The 22,298-nt window shown below is 42.1% G+C and carries 22 protein-coding genes; 11 read left to right on the forward strand and 11 right to left on the reverse strand.

From position 1 onward, the window contains the following. Positions 1–57: 57 nt before the first annotated feature. Complete coding sequence (locus L6773_RS09790) at positions 58–846, forward strand: hypothetical protein (RefSeq protein ID WP_237853853.1); 789 nt, start codon at positions 58–60, stop codon at positions 844–846. 76 nt (positions 847–922) lie between these two features. Here L6773_RS09790 and L6773_RS09795 read toward each other — a convergent pair whose 3' ends face one another. From L6773_RS09795 to L6773_RS09810, 4 genes are all read right to left on the reverse strand, one after another. After that, on the reverse strand, positions 923–1,474 hold the full coding sequence (locus L6773_RS09795; protein WP_237853854.1) for an EF-hand domain-containing protein: 552 nt from the start codon (positions 1,472–1,474) through the stop codon (positions 923–925). A gap of 70 nt (positions 1,475–1,544) precedes the next feature. After that, a complete protein-coding gene (locus tag L6773_RS09800) occupies positions 1,545–1,751 on the reverse strand; it encodes a hypothetical protein (protein WP_237853855.1) in 207 nt (68 codons plus the stop codon). Between the two features lie 85 nt (positions 1,752–1,836). Continuing rightward, entirely contained in the window at positions 1,837–2,349 is a 513-nt protein-coding gene (locus L6773_RS09805) for a cupin domain-containing protein (protein ID WP_237853856.1), read from the reverse strand. Between the two features lie 80 nt (positions 2,350–2,429). Then, complete coding sequence (locus L6773_RS09810; protein WP_237853857.1) at positions 2,430–2,903, reverse strand: aminoacyl-tRNA deacylase; 474 nt, start codon at positions 2,901–2,903, stop codon at positions 2,430–2,432. 607 nt (positions 2,904–3,510) lie between these two features. On the opposite strand from L6773_RS09810, the gene gltB reads away from it, so the two are divergent. The 6 genes from gltB (at position 3,511) to L6773_RS09840 (ending at position 12,085) form a co-directional block, all read left to right on the forward strand. Beyond that, positions 3,511–8,127 carry a glutamate synthase large subunit gene (gene gltB / locus L6773_RS09815; protein WP_237853858.1) on the forward strand — a complete coding sequence of 1,539 codons (4,617 nt, stop codon included), beginning with the start codon at positions 3,511–3,513 and terminating at the stop codon, positions 8,125–8,127. 102 nt (positions 8,128–8,229) lie between these two features. Continuing rightward, positions 8,230–9,714 (forward strand): glutamate synthase subunit beta, encoded by a 1,485-nt coding sequence (locus L6773_RS09820; protein ID WP_237853859.1) that lies wholly within the window; start codon positions 8,230–8,232, stop codon positions 9,712–9,714. 18 nt (positions 9,715–9,732) lie between these two features. Next, complete coding sequence (locus L6773_RS09825) at positions 9,733–10,491, forward strand: CPBP family intramembrane glutamic endopeptidase (RefSeq protein ID WP_237853860.1); 759 nt, start codon at positions 9,733–9,735, stop codon at positions 10,489–10,491. Continuing rightward, positions 10,481–10,954: a GNAT family N-acetyltransferase gene (locus L6773_RS09830; RefSeq protein WP_237853861.1), complete on the forward strand. Its 474-nt coding sequence runs from the start codon at positions 10,481–10,483 to the stop codon at positions 10,952–10,954. Before L6773_RS09825 ends, L6773_RS09830 begins: the two co-directional genes overlap by 11 nt. A 62-nt stretch (positions 10,955–11,016) precedes the next feature. Continuing rightward, positions 11,017–11,532: a hypothetical protein gene (locus tag L6773_RS09835; protein ID WP_237853862.1), complete on the forward strand. Its 516-nt coding sequence runs from the start codon at positions 11,017–11,019 to the stop codon at positions 11,530–11,532. 136 nt (positions 11,533–11,668) lie between these two features. Beyond that, positions 11,669–12,085, forward strand: a complete 417-nt coding sequence (locus L6773_RS09840; protein ID WP_237853863.1) for a YciI family protein — start codon at positions 11,669–11,671, stop codon at positions 12,083–12,085. Positions 12,086–12,701: 616 nt separating this feature from the next. Here L6773_RS09840 and L6773_RS09845 read toward each other — a convergent pair. Next, positions 12,702–13,727 (reverse strand): LLM class flavin-dependent oxidoreductase, encoded by a 1,026-nt coding sequence (locus L6773_RS09845; protein WP_237853865.1) that lies wholly within the window; start codon positions 13,725–13,727, stop codon positions 12,702–12,704. A 262-nt stretch (positions 13,728–13,989) separates the two neighbouring features. Here L6773_RS09845 and purE point away from each other — a divergent pair, with 262 nt between their 5' ends. Both purE and L6773_RS09855 read left to right on the forward strand, forming a co-directional pair. After that, positions 13,990–14,478, forward strand: coding sequence for a 5-(carboxyamino)imidazole ribonucleotide mutase (gene purE / locus L6773_RS09850; protein WP_237853867.1), 489 nt, complete (start codon positions 13,990–13,992; stop codon positions 14,476–14,478). Between the two features lie 39 nt (positions 14,479–14,517). After that, positions 14,518–15,318 (forward strand): copper resistance protein NlpE N-terminal domain-containing protein, encoded by an 801-nt coding sequence (locus L6773_RS09855; protein ID WP_237853869.1) that lies wholly within the window; start codon positions 14,518–14,520, stop codon positions 15,316–15,318. Here L6773_RS09855 and L6773_RS09860 read toward each other — a convergent pair. Both L6773_RS09860 and L6773_RS09865 read right to left on the reverse strand, forming a co-directional pair. Beyond that, positions 15,315–16,070 (reverse strand): HAD hydrolase family protein, encoded by a 756-nt coding sequence (locus L6773_RS09860; protein WP_237853871.1) that lies wholly within the window; start codon positions 16,068–16,070, stop codon positions 15,315–15,317. The genes L6773_RS09855 and L6773_RS09860 overlap by 4 nt on opposite strands. A gap of 20 nt (positions 16,071–16,090) precedes the next feature. Then, positions 16,091–17,119, reverse strand: coding sequence for a VWA domain-containing protein (locus tag L6773_RS09865; RefSeq protein WP_237853873.1), 1,029 nt, complete (start codon positions 17,117–17,119; stop codon positions 16,091–16,093). 132 nt (positions 17,120–17,251) lie between these two features. Between L6773_RS09865 and xrtX the strand changes: the two genes are divergently transcribed. Beyond that, positions 17,252–17,809: an exosortase X gene (gene xrtX, locus L6773_RS09870; RefSeq protein WP_237853875.1), complete on the forward strand. Its 558-nt coding sequence runs from the start codon at positions 17,252–17,254 to the stop codon at positions 17,807–17,809. Between the two features lie 392 nt (positions 17,810–18,201). Here xrtX and L6773_RS09875 read toward each other — a convergent pair whose 3' ends face one another. The 4 genes from L6773_RS09875 to L6773_RS09890 form a co-directional block, all read right to left on the reverse strand. Continuing rightward, positions 18,202–19,482, reverse strand: coding sequence for an MFS transporter (locus tag L6773_RS09875; RefSeq protein ID WP_237853877.1), 1,281 nt, complete (start codon positions 19,480–19,482; stop codon positions 18,202–18,204). Between the two features lie 66 nt (positions 19,483–19,548). After that, a complete protein-coding gene (gene dut, locus L6773_RS09880) occupies positions 19,549–19,995 on the reverse strand; it encodes a dUTP diphosphatase (protein WP_369431561.1) in 447 nt (148 codons plus the stop codon). Further along, positions 19,988–20,740, reverse strand: a complete 753-nt coding sequence (locus tag L6773_RS09885; protein ID WP_237853879.1) for a DUF3108 domain-containing protein — start codon at positions 20,738–20,740, stop codon at positions 19,988–19,990. The genes dut and L6773_RS09885 overlap by 8 nt, the downstream gene beginning before the upstream one ends. 31 nt (positions 20,741–20,771) lie before the next feature. Continuing rightward, positions 20,772–21,113 (reverse strand): arsenate reductase family protein, encoded by a 342-nt coding sequence (locus L6773_RS09890; protein WP_237853887.1) that lies wholly within the window; start codon positions 21,111–21,113, stop codon positions 20,772–20,774. 142 nt (positions 21,114–21,255) lie between these two features. Between L6773_RS09890 and L6773_RS09895 the strand changes: the two genes are divergently transcribed. Continuing rightward, complete coding sequence (locus L6773_RS09895) at positions 21,256–21,768, forward strand: hypothetical protein (RefSeq protein WP_237853889.1); 513 nt, start codon at positions 21,256–21,258, stop codon at positions 21,766–21,768. Positions 21,769–22,298: the final 530 nt, after the last annotated feature.

The following is a 22,298-nucleotide window of genomic DNA, read 5'->3' on the forward strand; positions in this document are numbered from 1 at the left end:
TGCTTATTATTCTATTCAATTTGCAAAAATATCAAACCCTTTACTGTTAAACTAAGGATGATATACTCCACACTAAAAAACATCTATTTTAGAATCAGCCGTACTTTAAGAGAAGGATATGCATACTATCATGATTATACCAAAGAGTTATCGAGAGAGCAGAAAAGGATTGTAATTTACGGGCAAGGCAGAACCGGAAGTACGCTTCTTGAAAGTCTCCTGGCATCCACCGGTTACGTTGCAGAACACGGTGAATTATTATCTACAAAGTTTAGAGAAATCAAGTACCCGCTGAAGTTTATCCGTGGATTAGCCAAATCAACAAATCCCCAGGGTTTTATTTTTCACCTTAAATCCTATCAGCTTAACAAAAAACGAAAAAAATCTGTCGAACCATCTCATTTTTTGGAGGAACTGCAAAAAGACGGGTGGTTCATAATTTACTTGAGACGAGAAAACAAAGTGAAACATGCACTCTCTTCTATAATCGCACATCAAAGAGGCAGCTTCCATAAGGTTGATGACCAAATAGAAGAAATAAATGTACATGTTGACTGTGAAAACCTCATGAGAAGAACCAACAAAAGAATAAAGATTGACAGAATTGATGCGGAAAGTTTAAAGAATATCAATTTCCATGAAGTAGTTTACGAATTGGATCTCGAACATGAAAAAAATCATCAATCTACAATAGATAAAATATTAAAAAAACTTCATTTAGAGCCTAAAATGGCGACCAGTAAACAGCGAAAAATTTATAGAGCACCTCTCCACGATATGATCAAAAATTACGACGAATTCATAGATTGCGTTCATAATAATGGATGGGAAAAATACCTCTCATGAATTCTGTTAATGCTCTCCCAATTAAAAAACCCCTCCTGTAAAATCAGAAGGGGCAAATTTTTGAAACACTAAAAAGTTATGTTTCAAGATAAAGGTTGTTAAATGTCGTGAACTCGTTGTTACTGAGATATCCGTTACCGTCAATATCCCACGTGGTGTAGATGGCTTTCGCCAACTCATTTTCATTCAGATGACCGTCGCTGTCACTGTCAAAATCTCTATAGTAACCAGACTCATAAATAGATCTGTAAAATGTACGATAGTCGATCTCGCTATCTGACTCTTTTTTAACAGCGACTTCATAATCTACATAATCACCATAAAGATAATCATAACCCCATTTGGACTCAGAGAAGTCGAGTCGATCGTTATTGTTCGAATCCAGGACTTTAAATGTCATCCTGTAAAAATCCTCATCATCCAGATGATTATCATTGTTCATATCCCAGTCGGAGTAGTAATATTCGACAAAATGGGATTGAAACTCATCCATGCTAATCTTGCTATTATTGTTACTGTCCCACTCATTAAATGAAGTATCCGGGACTACATTTACAACAGTTAAAAGCAAGAATAGAAGTGTAGATGTTTTTAGTGCTTTACCTGCATGCTCTTTGATGCTCCACATAACTATTCATCAATTAGATTAAAACTCTGATGCAGAATTTTATCTAATTCGCTAAAAAAGCTTGAATGGTTTACTCGCCCTTAAATTTATAAAGTGACCATGCCGCTGCTCCTAAAACAACAGCTGCTCCTCCAAAAATTAGTGCGAGGTTAACATCGCGCTGAACTCTTTGAGCTCTTGAAAGATAATTTGAACCGACCCCCTTCTCGGAAATTAATTTTTCGAGTTTTCTAACTCTGTCTTCTAATTCCGCTCTTGTTTTATTTTTCAAATCCATTTTGACTTAGATTACTTTATTTATTCAACTTCATTCATTTATAAAACAGATTTAAGGATTAATGAGTTTCACATTACTTGATGAGTTACTTCTCAATATCATTCCAAATAGTAGGTAATCCCGCATATGTACCCTGTAATGGGTCCGTTGATGGAACAGGGACTTCGGAAATATTTTTGTCAGCTTGTGGACGCTCTCCTTGTTTCCCTGTCTTCAAATCATAGCCACTCCCGTTTGGGTGGGCTCCAACAACCCCGAAGTCTCTGCTTGAACCGAGATTTTTGTGGCCCACACCTGCCGGAATAATAATGACGTCACCGGTCGAAACCTCAACCTTAATTCCGCTTTCACCGCCCATAAGTAGTTTGGCACTACCGGAGTAAACACCTAACACTTCATGCGTATTGCTGTGGTAGTGATGGTAGCTGAATACTCCATTTCTCCATGAATTATACCAGTTGTTTTGTTTAAACTTGTTTTCAAACCACCTCGCTCCTCCGCTATCACGATCTGTAAATACATCTCTGTATATCAACAGCGGTAATCTGTTGTTTGGGATACTGCCATCGTCCTCAAGAAAGAATGACTCAGGTTGCATAAACAGCTTCTTTTTTATGATAAAAACCACGGAATTATTTATTAAATCATTACAATTCCGTGGCTGTATTTCAGTTACGACTACGACATAGCCCGAACAGCAATTGGAACAATTTCCGGATTTACAAGATCTTCGAAATCTTTGTAATTCATTTTTACAACCTCTTTATGCGTTCCGGCATTAAAGGCGATTTTCTCATCTTCTGTCAACACTTCTGCAACATAAGTATCCATATCGAACAGGTTGCCAAATGGCGGCATTGCTCCAATCTCGCAATCAGGGAACATATCCTCGAATTCAGATTCTGATGCCAGCTCAACATTTTCAGCATCAAAAGTATCTTTGATTGCTTCGAAATCAACATCATGTGTTGATGGTAAAACGAACATCTTAATATCGTCGTCAACCTTTACCATCACCGTTTTAACCATCTCTTTTCCCGGGATATGAGCCGAAGCTGCTACCTCTTGGGCAGTAAATGCCTTTGAATGTCTAACAACCACGTACTTGATTCCCTTTTCATCCAGATAACTAGTGAGTTTTTCTAGTGCCATAATTCCTCCCGATTTTGTGAACTGTTATACTATTAATAAAATACGTGATCTGTCGGAATCATTCCGTCATAATTGATACTTAGTAGACTGCCGAAAACAGACTTATTAAGTCAAAGATTTGAACAATTTCATGCACAGAAATCAGATATTTTTCAGATCAAAAATGGAAAAATCTGCTAAAAAACTTATCACTTTTCGACTTTTCTTTGAATTTGTTTGAGAACTAAAAATGCTGTATATGATAAAGCAGAGTGCTTGTAACCGCTTCCAACTGTAAATTGTCTAATTACCAACAGAAAAATGATCTTTAATTGCGTTTAAATTGAAAAATCGCCCAAAAATCTTATTACATTAAAGGTTCAAATTCTTCGGTTTCTAATTCCTGCTCCGAGTTAGATGAACCGTTGTGCGATTGGTAAACAGACCGATAAACCTTTTTACATGAGGATGATAAATAACGTCAATATTTGCCCGGCTCTACAACACTGTTTTAGGATATAACCCCCCTCCCGGAAAATGCAAATGGCGTTATATCTAGATTTAGGATATTAACCAGGTATTGGAAAACCGAACGAACAAGTTTCTATAAGTAAGCTCATTGAATATTATGGACATTGCAGCAACAAATAAGCGGCCCGGAAAACAAGGCTTATACAACCCCGAGTACGAGCACGATGCTTGTGGCATTGGATTTGTAGTAAATATAAAGGGTAAGCAGACTAACAAAATTGTTAAGCAGGCTTTAACAGTATTGCGAAATTTAGACCACCGGGGTGCTACGGGTGCAGAAGCAAATTCCGGGGATGGTGCGGGTATTCTCATGCAGATTCCGCATAAATTTTTAAAACACTCTTGCGAAGGGCTGAATATAGATCTTCCTGAACCGGGTCAATACGGAGTGGGCATGATGTTCCTACCCGGTGATCGCGAAGACAGGCGACCTTGTGAAAAAGTAGTTGAACGAATTGTAGAAGAAGAAGGCCTCGAAGTATTAGGATGGAGAAAAGTACCAACGGATAACTTCCACCTTGGTAAAACTGCTAAAGCATCCGAACCTTCATTTCGTCAACTGTTCATAAGAAGAAGTGATGATCTCGAAACCGATCTCGATTTTGAGCGAAAGCTCTATGTGATCCGCCGGCGTGCGACTCGAGCGATTGAAGAGACGGACATGAACATTAAGGAGAAAGATCTGTTCTATATCGCAAGTCTTTCAAGCCGCACCATTATTTATAAAGGGATGCTTACACCTAAACAGGTGGAAACATTTTTCCCGGATCTGCAAGATCCAAATGTTGAATCTGCCCTTGCGTTGGTTCACTCGCGATTTAGCACCAATACATTTCCGAGCTGGAAACTGGCTCACCCCTACCGGTACCTGATCCATAACGGAGAAATCAACACACTCCGTGGAAACCAAAACTGGATGCGGGCACGACAGGGACAGTTGGCATCTGAACTGTTCGGCGATGACCTGAAAAAGATCTTCCCGATAATCCAGGACGATGGAAGTGACTCAGGCAAATTCGATAACTGTCTTGAATTTCTTGCCCTCAGCGGACGATCTCTCCCCCACGTTATGATGATGATGATTCCTGAACCGTGGGAGAAACATAAAAGCATGGACCCCGAAAAGCGGGCATTTTACGAATATCACAGCTGCCTGATGGAACCCTGGGATGGCCCGGCATCGATCGCATTCACAGACGGAAAAGTTGTTGGAGCAACTCTCGATCGAAATGGCCTTCGACCTTCACGTTATTATGTAACGCGTGACGATACCGTAGTATTAGCATCTGAGGTAGGCGTGCTTGATATTCCGGAAGAGGACGTTGTTCAGAAAGAACGCCTTCAGCCCGGGCGTATGCTTTTGATCGATACGGAAAAAGGGCGAATTATCAGCGATGAAGAGATTAAGAAGAAGATTGCAACGGAACATCCATATGGAGAATGGCTCGAAAAGAACTTAATCAACTTTGATAAAGCCACCGAAAAGCTTACCTACGCTAAACCTGAATTATCTCACAAGGATATTGTACATCGGCAAAAGGTATTTGGTTACACATATGAAGATCTCCAGGTAAATGTAGGTCCGATGGCTGAAAATATGCTTCAGCCGGTTGGAGCGATGGGCAATGATGCTCCTATTGCAGTACTATCTAATCAACCCCAGCTGCTCTATAACTATTTCAAACAGTTGTTTGCGCAGGTTACAAACCCGCCAATCGATCCTATTCGGGAGGAGTTAATTACCTCAACTGAAACTATTTTGGGATCTCAGGGAAACATCTTAAAGCCAACTCCCGAAAGTTGTCGCCAAATTGAATTGTCATCTCCAATTATGACAAATGAGGAGATGGAACAACTCAGGGATTTAAAACTTCCCGGTTTCAAAACTGAAACACTTCCAATTTTATTTGAGGCAGGTTCCGGTGGTGAGGGGCTCGAAAAAGCGCTCGATAAACTGTTCGAGAGAGCCGACATAGCAATTATGAAAGGAGTGAATATTCTAGTTCTCTCTGACAAAGATTTTGATCAAAACCGAGTACCGATTCCTGCCCTGCTGGCTGTTGCCGGTCTTCACCATCATCTGATTCGCGAAGGAAAGCGAACCAAGGTGGGTATTGTTCTTGAATCCGGCGAACCTCGTGAAACGCATCACTTCTGTACACTTCTTGGTTACGGAGTGGATGCGGTTAATCCATACATGGCCTATGAAAGTCTGCACGACCTGATCCAGGAAGGATTTATTGAGAATATTGACTACAAGCGAGCTGTAAAAGGATACAATAAAGCTGTGGTAAAAGGCATTGTAAAAGTGATGTCTAAGATGGGGATTTCCACTATCAAATCGTACAGAGGTGCCCAGATTTTTGAAGCACTCGGTCTTGGAAAAGAGGTCATCGATAAATATTTCTCCTGGACAGATTCCAGAATTGGTGGAATTGGACTTGAAGAGATCGCCAAAGAAGCTGAAATGCGGCATAAAGAAGCTTATCCAAATGTTCAAACCAACGGACAGGTTCTGGATGAAGGCGGCCAGTACAAGTGGCGGAGAAATGGGGAGTACCATATGTATAATCCAAAAACCGTTCATACACTTCAGTTTGCAAGCAAAACCGGTGATTATCAACTTTATAAAGAGTATGCAAAGCTGATTGATGATCAACTGGATCCCCCTCCCACACTTCGTCACTTATTGGATTTTAACTTTGAGGAAAATCCAATCCCAATCGAAGAGGTGGAATCAGTAGAATCGATCTGTAAACGATTCAAAACCGGTGCGATGTCGTACGGCTCCATCAGCCAGGAAACGCACGAGGCACTGGCCATTGCAATGAATCGAATTGGAGGGAAAAGCAATACCGGCGAAGGAGGCGAGGATCCCAAACGTTATACACTCGATCCGAATGGAGATTCACGAAACAGTGCCATCAAACAGGTTGCTTCCGGGCGCTTTGGCGTTACCAGCGAATACCTCACACAGGGAAATGAAATTCAAATTAAAATGGCCCAGGGTGCCAAGCCCGGTGAAGGTGGCGAGCTGCCCGGACGAAAAGTGTACCCCTGGATTGCCAAGGTGCGATTATCGACTCCAGGTGTTGGACTGATTTCACCTCCGCCCCACCACGATATTTACTCTATTGAGGACCTGGCACAGTTGATCCACGATCTAAAAAATGCCAACAATAAAGCACGAATTAACGTGAAGTTGGTCTCTCTGAAAGGAGTTGGCACGATTGCAGCCGGTGTATCCAAAGGACATGCGGATGTTATTCTGGTCAGCGGCCATGATGGAGGTACGGGTGCATCACCCCAAACAAGTATTAAACATGCGGGACTACCGTGGGAGCTTGGACTTTCTGAGACTCACCAAACTCTTGTGATGAATAATCTTCGAAGCCGTGTAACACTCGAAACAGACGGGCAGATCAAAACAGGCCGCGATATTGCAATCGCAGCTCTGCTTGGGGCTGAAGAATATGGATTCGGCACAAGTGCACTGATTACACTGGGTTGTATTATGATGCGTGTTTGCCACCTCGATACATGCCCTGTAGGAATTGCCACACAGAACCCGGAATTGAGACATCAGTACAAGGGCGACCCCCAGTATGTGGTGAATTTCATGAAGTTTGTTGCACAGGATGTGCGAGAGTATATGGCGAAGCTTGGATTCCGAACGGTTGATGAGATGATCGGCAGAACCGACAAACTCAAACAACGAAAAATTGATCACTGGAAAGGAAAAAAACTGGATCTTTCACCGATCCTGTTTAAGCCGGAAGTAGGTGACGAAATAGGAATTCGAAAGCTGATTGAGCAAAACCATGGCCTTGAGAACTCCCTTGATGTTCAAACATTGATGGATATCTGTGAGCCGGCTCTTACAAATAAAGAGCCCGTAAGAGCAACACTGCCAATTCGGAATATTAACCGTGTGGTTGGTACTATTCTCGGAAGTGAAGTTACCCGTAGGCACGGGCGCGACGGACTGCCGGAGGATACCATTCACTTGAAGTTTAAAGGTTCTGCGGGGCAAAGCTTTGGAGCATTTGTGCCAAAAGGGGTAACTCTTGAACTGCAGGGAGACGCCAACGACTACTTTGGAAAAGGATTATCCGGTGGAAAGCTGATACTCTATCCGGGAGAAGGTGCGAAATTCAAACCGGAAGAAAATATTATTGTTGGTAATGTATCTTTCTATGGTGCAACCAGTGGAGAAGCATACATTCGTGGCATGGCCGGTGAGCGTTTCTGCGTACGAAACAGTGGCGTTAGAGCCGTTGTGGAATCCGTGGGTGATCACGCTTGTGAATATATGACCGGCGGGCGTGTAGTTGTACTTGGTTCAACGGGCCGAAACTTTGCAGCGGGTATGTCGGGTGGAATTGCCTACGTGCTCGACCAACAAGGAACATTTGAACATTACTGCAATACCGAGATGGTTTATCTTGAACGCCTCAAAGATGAAAATGAGATTGAGGAAGTTGAACAGATGATTCGAAACCATTCCGATTATACAGATAGTACAATGGGCTGGAAGGTACTTGCGAAATGGGACGAAATGGTTCCGAAATTTGTCAAAGTAATGCCAAAAGACTTTAAACGAATGCAAGAATCGATCGAGGAGTCCGAGAAAAATGGACTTTCCGGCGAAGATGCAGTAATGGAAGCATTCCTTCAAAATAAAGAAGATAAAGCCCGCCAGGAAGGTAACTGAGGCAGGCTTAAGTTCTCCCTTGACCGTCTACCAAATAATTAATGATGATCAGGGACTGTTTACACTGACTGAAAACATTAATGAATAGAAGCAGATTAGATTATGGGTAAACCAACCGGATTCATGGAGTTTGAGCGAAAGTCAACTCCATACCGAGATCCCAAAGACAGACTTGAAAGCTGGAATGAATTTTACGAACCGTTAACTGAAGAAGAGCTGCAGCAACAGGGTGCGCGTTGTATGGACTGCGGTATCCCCTTTTGCCAAACCGGTTCAGAAATTGATAACAAATCTCTGGGATGCCCGGTCTACAACCTGATTCCTGAGTGGAACGATCTTGTTTACCGCGGTAAATGGAAAGAAGCTCTCCAGCGTCTTCATAAAACAAATAATTTCCCTGAGTTTACCGGCAGAGTCTGTCCGGCTCCATGTGAAGGATCTTGTGTTCTTGGTATCATCGAACCTCCTGTAGCCATCAAAAGTATTGAACAGGCCATTGTTGATAAAGGGTTTGAAGAAGGATGGGTTGTTGCAGAACCTCCTAAAAAACGAACCGGAAAAACAGTGGGTATTGTTGGTTCCGGCCCGGCAGGACTTGCCGCCGCTGCTCAATTAAATAAAGCCGGTCACAAAGTAACCGTCTATGAACGAGCCGACAGAATTGGAGGATTGCTGACTTATGGCATCCCAAATATGAAATTGGATAAATCGATTGTGAAGCGCCGGGTGGATCTGCTTGCCGAAGAGGGAGTTGAGTTTATTACGAATACGGAAATAGGCACCGATATTCCTGCACAGGATCTGAAAGAAAAGCATGATGCTCTTGTACTTTGTGGTGGCGCTACCCGACCCCGGGATCTCCCGATTGACGGACGCGATCTGGACGGCATTCACTTTGCAATGGATTTTCTGCATGCCGATACAAAAAGTCTTTTGGATTCAGATCACGAAGATGAAAAATTTATCTCTGCCAAAGACAAAAATGTAATTGTCATTGGCGGTGGTGATACCGGAACAGACTGTGTAAGTACATCGATGCGCCACGGCTGTAAAAATCTAACTCAATTTGAGATTCTGCCGAAGCCTCCTGATGAGCGAGCAGATGAAAATCCATGGCCACAGTGGCCCAACGTGTATAAAGTGGACTATGGCCAGGAAGAGGCCGCCTCCATTTTTGGTGACGACCCGCGCCAATATCAAGTGATGACAAAGAAATTTGTTGGTGATGGCAACGGTAATGTTAAGGAGCTTCACACAGTTCAAATAGAGTGGGTAACCGACGATAATGGACGCAAATCTCCTAAAGAGATCGAAGGAACTGAAAAAGTTTGGAAAGCAGATCTCGTTCTTTTGGCAATGGGATTCCTCGGGCCTGAAAATCCGGTTTTGGAACAGTTGAATGTTGAACGTGACGGTCGATCGAACGCTAAAGCCGAACACGAAGAGTACGATACAAGTGTTGAGGGCGTTTTTGCCGCCGGTGATATGCGCCGGGGACAAAGCCTGGTCGTTTGGGCCATCAACGAAGGCCGTGGGGCAGCCCGCGAATGCGACCGCTGGCTAATGGGAAGTACAGAACTCCCCTGATAACGAATTTTATGAAATATGCAAGTGAAGGGCGGACATGATTTTCAATCAAACCTTTTACGTCCGGCACTTGTAAAACTGTTTCCAAAGGCATGGATACTGGCAGTACTACTGTTTGATGTTCATGCCTTGATTCGTTTTGGCGGCCTCTGGAACTCTCTTCTGATTCCTCTCTCCATGATCATCATCTTGCCCCTCCCCTGGATTTTGTCAGATAAAGAGGGACGCCAAAACCTTGGACTAAAATCTCCAACATCCTGGAATTGGTTCGTAAACGGCTCATTTTTCGCAATTGGAGCCCTCATATTATACATTGGATCTGCGTGGGTAATTTTTGGCACTTCTGAGAATAACTGGTTTGTTCAGCATGCGTTTATGCTTAAAGATTCTTTAGGTTCAATACCCGGTGAAACCTCACTCGAAACCAAGTTTTGGATCGTTACAATCCCGGCCATGATTTTCAGTCCTATTGGTGAAGAATTTCTTTATCGAGGCTGCATTCAAAAAAGTTTTTCGGATGAATGGGGTCCTAAAGTTGGTCAGATTGTCCAGGCAGGGACTTTTGCTTTCGTTCACCTCGCACATTATGGCCTGATGCCATTCCAGCCATTACTTATACTCATCTGGGTTCCTTCAATGTTTCTGACCGCTTTGGTCTTTGGTTGGATCGTCCAAAAAAGTGACTCTCTCTGGCTGGCCGTAGCAGCTCATGCGATTTTTAATCTTGGGATGAATGCAGTCGTCTTCCTGATGCTGCCAAACCAGGTTGGAGTCTAAATTGAAAATCCGGCGTTTCCAACCACCCGATACAGACCAAATTGCACAACTCTTCCACGATACCATTCGGTCTGTTAATCTTGGCGATTATTCCGAGAAACAAGTAAAAGCCCGGGCACCGGATGATATCTATTCTCGCGATTGGAAAGAGAAATGTTCATCAACTTACACACTGGTAGCAGACAGCAATGGAATCGTTGCCGGATTCGCACAACTTGACGATGACGGCCATATTGACTGTTTTTATAGCCACAAAGATTTCCAGGGACAAGGTATCGGACGATTGCTTTTTGAAAAGATTGAGAGTGAGGCACAAAAAAGGAACCTTACAAGGTTATTTCTTGAAGCAAGTATTACGGCCAAAGTCTTCTTTAAGAAAATAGGATTTGCTGTTACAAAGAAACAGACTGTAAAGATAAGAGGGGCTAAACTCATTAATTATATCATGGAAAAAGAGCTATAAATAAGTTATTCCTCAAGTTTTCAGAATTATTACATTCAATAAATGACAATCAAGGCCCATTAATGATGAATGTAAAATTTACGATCTGTTTTTCGATCATCATTCTTTCTTTGAGTCCTCATCAAATTTTTTCCCAGGAACTTCAACCGAATTCTAATTCAAATCCACTTTCAGGGTTTGAAACGATTATTGGAGGTGAATGGCATCAGCAAGGAGGTTATCAAATATTCAAATGGGGACTTGGAAAAAAATCCGTGATTGCTGAAAACTATTTTATAGTGGAAGGAGAGGCTCAAAAAGTCTCTGAGGGAGTTTGGTTCTGGCATCCCGAAGAGCAACAGATCAAAGGCTATTTTACTGCTATCAACATGCCGGTTGAGTTTTTTGATTACACGACGCGATTTACAGATGATGGAATAGAGAGTGATTTATCCGCTTACAATTCATCGGGTCAATTAACTCAGTATTCTGAAAAATGGGTTTTTGATGATCAGAATCAGATTTCCTGGACACTTTATTCGCTGGAAGGCAATGAAAAAAAGCAGGTTATGGGAGGAGTTTTAAAAAGAGAGAATTAAATTAATCCATTAAAAACCGAACCATAGATTTTCATCATAAGAAGGCTAACAATCATTCAAACTTCAAACCATCTCTTAAGATATGGTTCAGCATAAACTTTCCTTAATTCTGTGCTTTTCATTTGGACTTCTTTCTATGCAAACTGTCGAAATCGAAACAAATAGGTTGAACTCAGCATCTGTTTCAATTTCAGACACATCTGATACCGGTTATAATCATGAACTGGCAGAGGAGCTTGGAGCTGACGATTACGGAATGCGTCAATATGTGATGGCATTTTTGAAAACGGGTCCCAATCCAAGTACAGATTCAACCGAAGCGATGAAACTTCAGAGGACTCATTTGGATAATATCAGGCGAATGGCCGAAGCGGGTGACTTATTATTAGCCGGACCTTTTATGGATGATGGTGAAGTTCGTGGAATCTATGTGTTTGATGTGCGCACCGTTGAAGAAGCCAGGAAACTTACCGAAACCGACCCTGCTATCCGGGCAGGTGCTCTTGAAATGGAGCTGCATCCTTGGTATGGTTCAGCTGCATTGATGAAATAAATGAGATTCACTCGCAGATTAGTAAGCAGAATCCGTAGCCTCGAAAAGAAGACATGGTTTTTTTTCTTTATGAGAAAAGATATTGAACTGATTCTCAAGACAGAGCTAATTGAGAATGTTTAATTGGCTTTAAAATACCATATCTATTGGAATAAACTGTCTAAAACGCGTTTACCAGTTAAGACCCTTCATGTGGCGGGGATGGAGGTCTTAACCACTCAATAACGTGAATAACCGAGGTGCCCACAACCCTTCTCGCAAGGCGATCCCTTTGGGAAAGGAACTTCGCTCCGCTGCGTACCTCAAGGTTGTTTGATTTGAGCCTCCTTGAAGAGTCCGCAGGACCTCCAAGAGTGGCGGGGATAGAGCTCTAACCGGTAAACGCGTGTCTAAACAAATATTGGAGACATTGTATTTTTTTGAGATGGCAAGTATTCCTAGCCCTTTCAAAATTTTGAAATGGTTTAGAAGTTTTAAATGGCATTAAAAATACAATGTCTTTAAAATCCTTAGTCAAGAGCAGACATGGTTTTTTTTCTATATGAAATAAGCTACTGAATTGATTCTCAATGCAGAGCTTGTTGAGAATGTTTAATTAGCGCTAAAAATACCATGTCTAAGTAGTCGCCTTTCTGACCTCAGGAGCCACTTCAGTCGCAAATAACTCAATAGATCGCATTAATTTTTTGTGAGGAATACTTCCAACACTCATCTGGATCGAAAAACGATCATGACCAAATATTTCATATTGATGCAAAATCTTTTCTATCACCTGCTGTGGACTTCCAACTACATTTGCTCCATGAAGGCCCATTGATGAATCAAACTGCTGTCGGCTCATGGGTGACCACCCTCTCTCCTTCCCGATTTTGTCCATCGTCTGTTTGAAAGCCGGAAAAGCGATATCGGCCGCTTCTTGAGAACTATCGGCGATAAAGCCATGTGAGTTGATACTTAAAGCCTTTGGCTGATGATCATTTTCCTTTGCACCTCGTTTATGCAGATCAGCAAAAGGTTTGAACTGAGCCGGTTGACCTCCAATTATAGCGAGTGCCATGGGAATCCCCAATGCCCCTGCACGATATGCGGACTGTGGAGTTCCACCAACAGCAATCCAAACCGGCAATGGATTTTGCATCGGGTGAGGATGAATTTCGCGACCCGGTATTGACGCTCGGTATTTGCCGCTCCAATTGACTTTTTCTTCTTCTCGGAGCGTTAGGAGCAGGTCCAGTTTTTCAGCAAACAATTCATCATAATTATTTAGATCGTACCCAAACAGAGGAAAGGATTCAATAAAAGAACCACGACCCACCATAATTTCTGCCCGACCTTCTGACAGCAGATCAAGCGTGGAAAATTGTTGATAGACTCGCACCGGATCTTCTGATCCCAATACTGTCACCGCACTCGACAAGCGAATATTCTCAGTTCGGGCCGCAGCCGCTGCAAGAATTACCGAAGGCGCTGATGAGATATACTCCTCCCGATGATGCTCCCCGATTCCCACTACATCCAAACCGGCCTGATCTGCCAATTCAATCTCTTCCATTAAGTTCGCCAGACGCTTTGAGGGATGTAGTTTTTCCCCTGTTTCTGAATCCGGTGTGTTTTCAACAAACGTGTATAAACCTAATTCCATAGTTTCTATCTTTCAGTAATGATTTCACTGTTATGCAAATGAAGTGAACAAAATGAACGGAATGCGCAATCTTCAAATGTTATTGCTGTGAATTTGTCGCAATCGCTGATACTTCTTTGCACTGACTATATTCAGTATTTATAAATCGTTCAATATTAAACAATTTTTGAATCAATTAATACTTAGATCAAAAATCAGAAAAAAGAGCAAGAATCAATATCTTAGCCGGAGAAACAATTCAAAATAAATCACAAAAAAAGATATGTCTGACCAACCAATTGCCGGACTTGTGATGGGCAGCGACAGCGACTGGCCCACAATGAAAGAAGCCGCTGAAATCCTTGATGAGTTTAAAATTCCTTATGAAAAACGAGTAGTCTCAGCTCACAGAACCCCCGATCTGATGGCTGAATATGGGAAAACGGCTCGTGAAAGAGGTTTAAAAGTAATCATAGCCGGTGCCGGCGGAGCAGCTCATCTCCCCGGGATGTTGGCTGCCTACACGACATTGCCGGTCATTGGTGTTCCGGTGAAAACATCAGCTTTAGGAGGAGTTGACAGCCTCTACTCCATCGTGCAGATGCCCAATGGTGTTCCCGTTGCAACGGTGGCAATCGGAAAAGCAAAAAATGCAGGATTACTTTGTGCTCGAATCTTAGGGGCTGAAAACAGTGATATTGCAAAGAAACTTGAAGATTATCACACAGCGATGGCAGAAGAATCCCTGGAGAAAACCAAGAATTTGACATAGCCATAGAAACATTTTGAGAGTTCTCCTGTTTCAATGAACTTGGAAAAAATCATTGCTTCTACATCTCATAGTTTTCTCCCTGTATACCTGATTTTGCTTTTTTTGATCTCTTGTAATCAACAAGAAAATCAAAAGAACAACGAACCTTCTGAACGAACAAAATCAATCTCTTCTACAGATGATATTGATTTGAATCTACCGGCTATGTACACGGGGACTCTTCCTTGTGCTGATTGTCCCGGGATCAACTATCAACTAATTCTCGAAGATGATGGATTCACGGAACTCTCTCAATACCGGGATCGATCTCCTGCAAAGTTTGAGGAAACGGGATCCTGGTCTGCTAATAAAGACACGTTAACCCTGGTGGGACAGGAAGATTTAATTCTGAAAAGATTTCTGTTTCATAAAGACAGCCTGACCTTACTCGACAGGAATAATCAGAAAATTAACGGAGATTTAGCCGATATGTATGTGTTAGAGAGAGTTGGGAATCAAGAATCGATTCGAAAGCACCACCAAAAACTTTCAGAACAGGGTTTTATATTTTTTGCAGCGGGAAATGAACCTTTTTGGTCAATCAAGATAGATTCTTTAAATCTAATGACATACGAAAAACCGGGTTCAACAAGAAACCTTGGAGAGGTAAGTCGATCTATGATTGAAAATGGAATACTCTTTGAGACATCGGCCGATTCTATTCAACTTTCAATCCGGGTTCAGGATAAATACTGCCGCGATTCTATGAGTGGCTACCTGTTTCCCGAAACCGTAACTGCAGTGATGCAATCATCTCAAGTGGATACTCTACGCGGTTGTGGACTTTTCCTGGAAAATTAAGATTTCCCCAATTCATTACGATTCAGGTCAATCACCTTTTCATAAGCTTCGAGAACAGCATCTGTTGTCTCACTTTGCAGGGTTTGGGTAACTTTTTTCACAGAGGAAATTGCATTTGAGGGTGAATATGGAAGTTTAACTTTCTCAAGAGCAGCGATATCTCCGCCTGAATCACCTATATAGGCAATCTCGTCCAGTGTTACATCCAGTTTGTTGCCCAATAATTTCATCCCCTGGAGTTTATTATTACCCGGCATTAAAATATTGACCGATACGTCGGTTGTATGAATTTCCAAGTCCGGATGATCGGACTCAATTTTGTTCTTCATCACCGGGTACATCTCTTCAACGACTTTCTTATCCGGGCATACAATACCGGCATCCATCATTTTTGTAAACTCAAGTTGTGCTGTAGGAAATGAATTCAACAGATCATTTTTTATCCATTTCTTCATTGCCCGAATCGGCTTTAGTGCACCATCAGTACTGCTCAATGCCGTTTCAATCTGATTCCCTTCCCAGATGTAGAGTGCAGCACTTTCAAACACAAAAGGGATTCGTACATCCAGCCATTGGGCCACTGCCTCGGCATAGGGGTAAGGACGACCCGTGCAAATTGTCAACGGAGGTACTGACTCATCCGTACGGCTTAAAAGATTCAACTCCCTGATTTTATTGATAGTCTCCCATTTTGGGGTCTGGAACGGGTAAGAGATACAACCATCAATATCGGTTACAAATAATTTTATCATTCCTAGTTCTGGTTTATTCACTATTTCTCAAAAATCCGGGGTTTTGTTTCGGGGAAAAACAAAGTGATCATCAAAAAGAATAACCCGATACCCAATAGCACCTGGTACTGGTTTTTATAGTCTGCAAATTCCTGGCTGGAAAACTCGCCTCTTTCCAGTTCATCTAACCTTGAAAAAAACGGTTCGATATTGTCACTGCCTGACCGAATTTCGTAGTACTCTCCGCCCCCTGCATTGGCAATATTTCTCATCGCATCTGATTCAAGACGAGTGGTAATCGTATTCCCGCTATTGTCGCGTTCGTAAGAAGCAAGCGTTCCATTTTCGTCATATACCGGAATGGGTGCCCCATTTGGTGTTCCAATTCCAATGGAGAATGTTACTACATTACTCTCCACCAGCTCTTCTAATTGAGCATCGTAACCTGGGCCATGATTTTCTCCATCCCCCACAAATAACAAAACATCAGCAGCATTTCCCTGTTCCTGCTCATCAAGAGAATTAAAACTGTCCTGTGCGGTTCTCATTGCTGCACTAAAATTCGTACCACCGGACGGCATCTGATCTGAATTGGCTATATCAATAAACAGCCGGAGTGCAGAATAATCTGTTGTAAAGGGAACCTGGAGAAACGCCTGATCGGTAAAAATCAGCAACCCGATCCTGTCGCCCTGAAGTCGATTAATGAGCCGATTGATCTCAAATTTGGCCTTTTCAAGACGGCTGGGACGGACATCTTCCGCATTCATACTGGTTGAAAGATCCAACGCCACCATTAAATTCACTCCTTTTCTTTGAACCTCCCGAACTTCTGTACCGATTTTTGGTCCGGCAAGTGCCACGATAAAAAAGAGAGTAGCTGCGAGGAAAGAAATCAGGCGTACCTTATCCCCGGTTTTCCAAAAATTCTTCCGGAGCTGCTGTACCAAGCGGTTATCAAAATACTCAGATCGCCGCTCCCCCTGCTGACGCTTATGCCACCAATATCCGCCATAAAGCAGCGGTATCAGTAGTAAAAACCATAAATAGAATCCGTCTTCCCAGATCATTTTTCACCAACTTTTTTTATGTGATTCAAAAGATAACATTATTACAATTATATATAAGGTTTGATTTTTATTGAATTCTAATGACTCAACACTCAGAGAATCAAACAAATTCTGCTATATTTTCCGGTGCGTATGAGTTCAATAAAATCATTTTTTAAATCAGACATCGCTCGGTTCCTTGTAAAAGTAGTTTGCATATACTTTGTTTGGTATATGGTTTATGAACTGTGGATACTCCCAAACGGGTATATTGACGAACCACTCTCCAAAAATATTGCCTCCATCAGTGCAGGAGTTCTAACCTTTATGGGTGAAGATGTTTTTTACTACGGCAGGGTTGTTGGAATTGTGGGAACGGCCGGGGGTGAAATTGTAGACGGTTGCAATGGAATTGCGGCAATTGGCCTGTTTCTCGGATTTATTTTTGCCTATCCCGGGGCCTGGATGCCTAGAATTTTCTTCTCTATTTTTGGGATTGCAGTAATCTACCTGGTAAATGTGGCGCGAATTGTTATCCTCTCCTACACACAGTATTACTGGCCCCAGGTGTTTGATTTCACTCATGATTACTCCACCACGGCCATCTTCTATTTTGTGATTTTTATCCTCTGGATGATCTGGGCGAATTACGGAGAGCCGATGGATTTAGACACCTCCGGCAAATCTCTTGAGTCTGCTGTTGTTACTTGATACTGTTCATTCTGAATGCAGTAAATGCAATGAACAGAATGTGGAAATCGCATTTCGATAATGTAGCTTCACAGATTATTAGGAGATTACGCCATTGGCATCCCTTCAAGGCTTCGTTCCGCTCGCAAAGACACTTAGCCTGCATTTCTCACCAAGAAATTTTGTTGTGAGCAAGGCGAAGTTCAAATTGCGCAGTGAGGCGTACATGCTGTACGTTGATCAAGCTATTTGAACTTCTGCCAAAGGCATGCCCTGGGCAAACGCAGCTCACGGGAAAATTTCGCCGAATTACACATTGCACTTTTAAAAATGAAATATAGATTATTCCAACTCTATGGTACTTAAATGGTTATAAATTTATAACATATATGTTTGTGAGAAATGCAGGTTAACTATGAAGAAGGCTTCAACTCAAGCCCATCCAAAACTTCGTCCGGTGCGTCTTTCTCTTTCGGGGCTATTTTTATGAGCCAAAATGATCCTGATAGAATCAAAAGAATAGCGAAAGCAAGCATACATTCTCTAATCGATAATAATTCGTATTCAAGGATCAGTGAAGCGATAGTTACCGATACGGATTGAGCCAATGTAAACAACAACCATTCGGTACTAAATACCCGCCCACGAAAAAGATCCGGCGAGCGGCGTTGAAGGAGAACCGTACTCATCACCCAGTTTGAACCGGATGCCATATGTGCAAGCAAAACAAAGATGCTCATAAATACAATGGAACTCAGCCAACTGGCTATGCAATACATTAAACCGCAAAATATCATAAAGAGGCCCATAGCCCGGATCCAGCCCGATTCTCTTCGAAATAGCCGGCGTCCCAAAACGGGCCCAATACCCGTCCCAATTCCGCGAGCGGCGTAGAGAATTCCAAGCCCCACGCTTCCCATTAAGAGAACATCCTCAGCTACAATAATCAACATGTAGACCAAAGCCCCGATACACATTGTGAATGTTCCTTTTGCCAGTGCCGGGCGCAGAACCGAACGGTTATCTCTTAAAAAGCGAAATCCTTCAAATATGCCGGTTAACGGATTCCGGTTCTTTCTTTTCTCCTCATCACTCATTTCTACCTGAGGAATCACGGCTCGATAGATAAAAACGGCAGAAACCAGGTAACTGATCGTGTTAATAATAAATACAAGGTCAGTTCCAAGATAAGCTGTAGCAAAACCACCAAATGCCATTCCGGTTGTAAAGATTATACTCCAGGATGCTGCCGATAAGATATTGGCATTCACCAGTTCTTTATCAGAAGTAACATTTGGGATGGATGATGTTTTTGCCGGCTCAAAAATTGCCGAAAATACCATCTGAACAGCCGTGATTACGTAAGCCAACCACAAGAGTTCTTCAGATTTAATCAGAATCAGTCCCAGCACAAGCACCCCCCTGGCAAAATCACAGATGATCATCAGGCGACGGCGGTTGAATCGATCGGTAATAAAGCCGGCAAGTGGTGACGAAGCTGCAAGACTGAGCATCTTCACCACAATTATCAAGCCCAAAAGCAGCTCTGAACCACTATATTGCTGAATCAATGCGTAAACGGCGAGAATACCAAACCAGTCTCCAAAATTGGAAATGATTTGAGCCAGCCATAATCGCCGATAATTTTCGTTTTGACCAACTAGGTCAATGTAGGGTTGTAACTTCTCTTTCACAGGTTAGCGATTATAAAACAGTTCTTGGGAATTTCACGTAATAACACCGGGTAAAAAACTGTTTTGTTAACGAACGCCGGTGCTGCCAAATCCTCCATCTCCTCTTTTTGTTTTTGGAAGTTCATACACCTGTTGGATCTCAATCTGTAGGATCGGCGACACGACCATCTGAGCAATCCGATCTCCATGATTGATTGTAAACGCCTCCTCCCCATGGTTAATAGCCAAAACTTTAATCTCTCCCCTGTAATCCGAATCGATTGTACCGGGAGTATTCAACATTGTAATTCCATTTCGATATGCCAAACCGCTTCGAGGGCGAATCTGTGCTTCATATCCCTCAGGAAGTGCCATTCTGAGTCCTGTAGGTATAAGCGCCCGTTTACCAGGTTCAAGAGTTATTGCCTCCGATACCGCAGCTCTGAGGTCACAGCCTGCTGAATCTTTTGTTTTATATTCAGGCAGCGGTAATCCTTGTGCGTGATCAAGTTGTTGAAAGTAAACCTTAATAATTACCTCCTTCTCTACTGTATGAAATTAGTCTGACTTTAACATTTCCGAAAATGACTTTCACGTGTGCTTCCACAGGAACTCGAAGATCGCCGGTAGAAAACCATGATTTAAAATTACCTCGAAAACCGAAAGGGCCATTAATATCAGCGTTTCCTTCACTCAGGTAAGTTTCAATTGGTTCATTAAACGCCTCATATTCTCTCATATAAGTCTTTTTACTGCTGCTTGATGTTACATATCCAAGTTCATTTTCGATATATACGGGAAGTTTGTACGGAGTTTCTTCTCCGGCAAACATTCTTGAATAATAAAAAATGATATCACCACCGCTTGCAGGTTCTTCCAAATCGAGTGTTTCTTCCAATTCCCCGCGCTCATAAAAATGGACTTTACTGCTATCGCGGTCAAAAATAATTCTTGTGCGGTTCGGCTCATTATCATGGAGGTCATCCCTCCAAAAAACAAAGCTATAAGGCCATTTCTCATTGAATTGGAATAAGTTTTCGTAATGCACCAGGTTTTTTCCAATCAAAATATTACTGCTGTTGGCCTCCATCACCGTTTGCAGGTGATATGCCTTCTGCCCATTGAACGTTGAATCAGGCAAAAGTTGAACATCAATCCATCCGAGAGTAAACCATCCGTAAGTTACTTCATATCTAAATACCTCTCTCGCATCAATCATCATCTCCATCGTGGGTGGTTCCTCCCTGTTGAATGTAAATTCAGATTGTGCGGAAAGCACAGGAACATAAACTACTAAGAATAAGCCAATACTAATCCACAAACGTTTCAAAAGCATCCTCATCATATCCTACTAATATTCCCTCTCCATTAATCAGTACAGGCCTTTTTATCATTGATTGATTCTCGAGTAATTGTTCGAAAAGTTCATCTTCGCTTAAATCTTTATCTTTCAAACCAAGTTTTCGCCAGGTCATTCCACGTTTGTTGACAAGCGTATCCAACCCTACCCTGTATACGAACTCTTCCAGTTCTTCACGGGAAAGGGGTTCCTTTTTAAGGTCAAAAAAATCAAATTCAATCTCGTTCTGTGATAACCACTTTTTTGTTTTTCGGATTTTATCACAGTTATTGATTCCGTAAACTTCAATCATAGAATTCTGCTTTTTAATTAAACTTCAAAATACAACTTTTCGAGCGCTTTTTTGAACCCGAATTTATTTTCACATATCTGTCTAACCGCTTAAAACTGCCTGACGGTTAGCTCTATTTACTTTCACTTGAATGGATCAAACATTGAAAAGTTTCAACTTCATTCCGGCACTGCTGATTGCACTTTTTTTATTTTTGAGTGTCTCTTGCAACCAAAATGATGAACAAAGGAAATTTGAGAGAGAAGCAATCAGTCTTCCACAAAATATTACCGAAACGAATGAAAATGGTAAAATAGTTGAAGGCCGGGAAGATCCGGACGACTGGAGAATTGGCCCCTTTTTCCAGGGGGTTGTGTATGTGGAGCCGTTGCCATTTCCAAATCCACTGCTTACAAATCAACGTCTCAACCTAAATATTTTTGTAACCGGTGTAGATGGAGTGTCTGGTTTGAGAGTTTTGGTTTTATATGCTGAAAGCAGTGCCAGGCCATTATATGAATCCAACACATCTCCCCTTCCTACGGGAGTAACCTCTATCTCATTAGCGGCAGGAGATATCGCCCGCTTTGATGAAAATCCGCAGGGACTCTACCGAATTATTGTTCAAGACCGCCAGGGTGTGATTATTACATATGGAGATGTGAGGATTGAGTAGTAAGCCTCAATTAGCCAATACGAGCTGAGCGGTTATTGTATTGTTAGCCTGCCGAATCAAACAACTCTCTAGCCGGTTCAAATTTTCGCCCGAAGAGACACTTTAGATCAATAGCAGCACAAGTTACAAACTTGCGCTAGTTGAGAGCCGATCCAAAACCATTTAGTCATCGGGTGAGTATTCCTGCACTTAATTTAAATTCTAACTCAAAAAACTCATCCGATGACTGTTCCATCGTACTGGTTCAAGTTTGCAACTTGGACCACCATCATCTGCACAAGTTACATACTTGCGCTAGTTGAGAGCCGATTCAAAACCATTTAGTCATCGGATAAGTATTCCTGCACTTTGACTAAATTCTAACTCAAAAAACTCGTCCGATGACTGTTCCATCGTACTGGTTCAAGTTTGCAACTTGGACCACCATCATCTGCACAAGTTTCAAACTTTCGTTAGTTGAGAGCCGATTCATAACCGTTTAGTCATCGGATGAGTTATCCTTCACTCTATTTAAACTGTAACTCAAAAAA

It is taken from the genome of Rhodohalobacter sulfatireducens (assembly GCF_022012475.1).
Taxonomy (GTDB): domain Bacteria; phylum Bacteroidota; class Rhodothermia; order Balneolales; family Balneolaceae; genus Rhodohalobacter; species Rhodohalobacter sulfatireducens.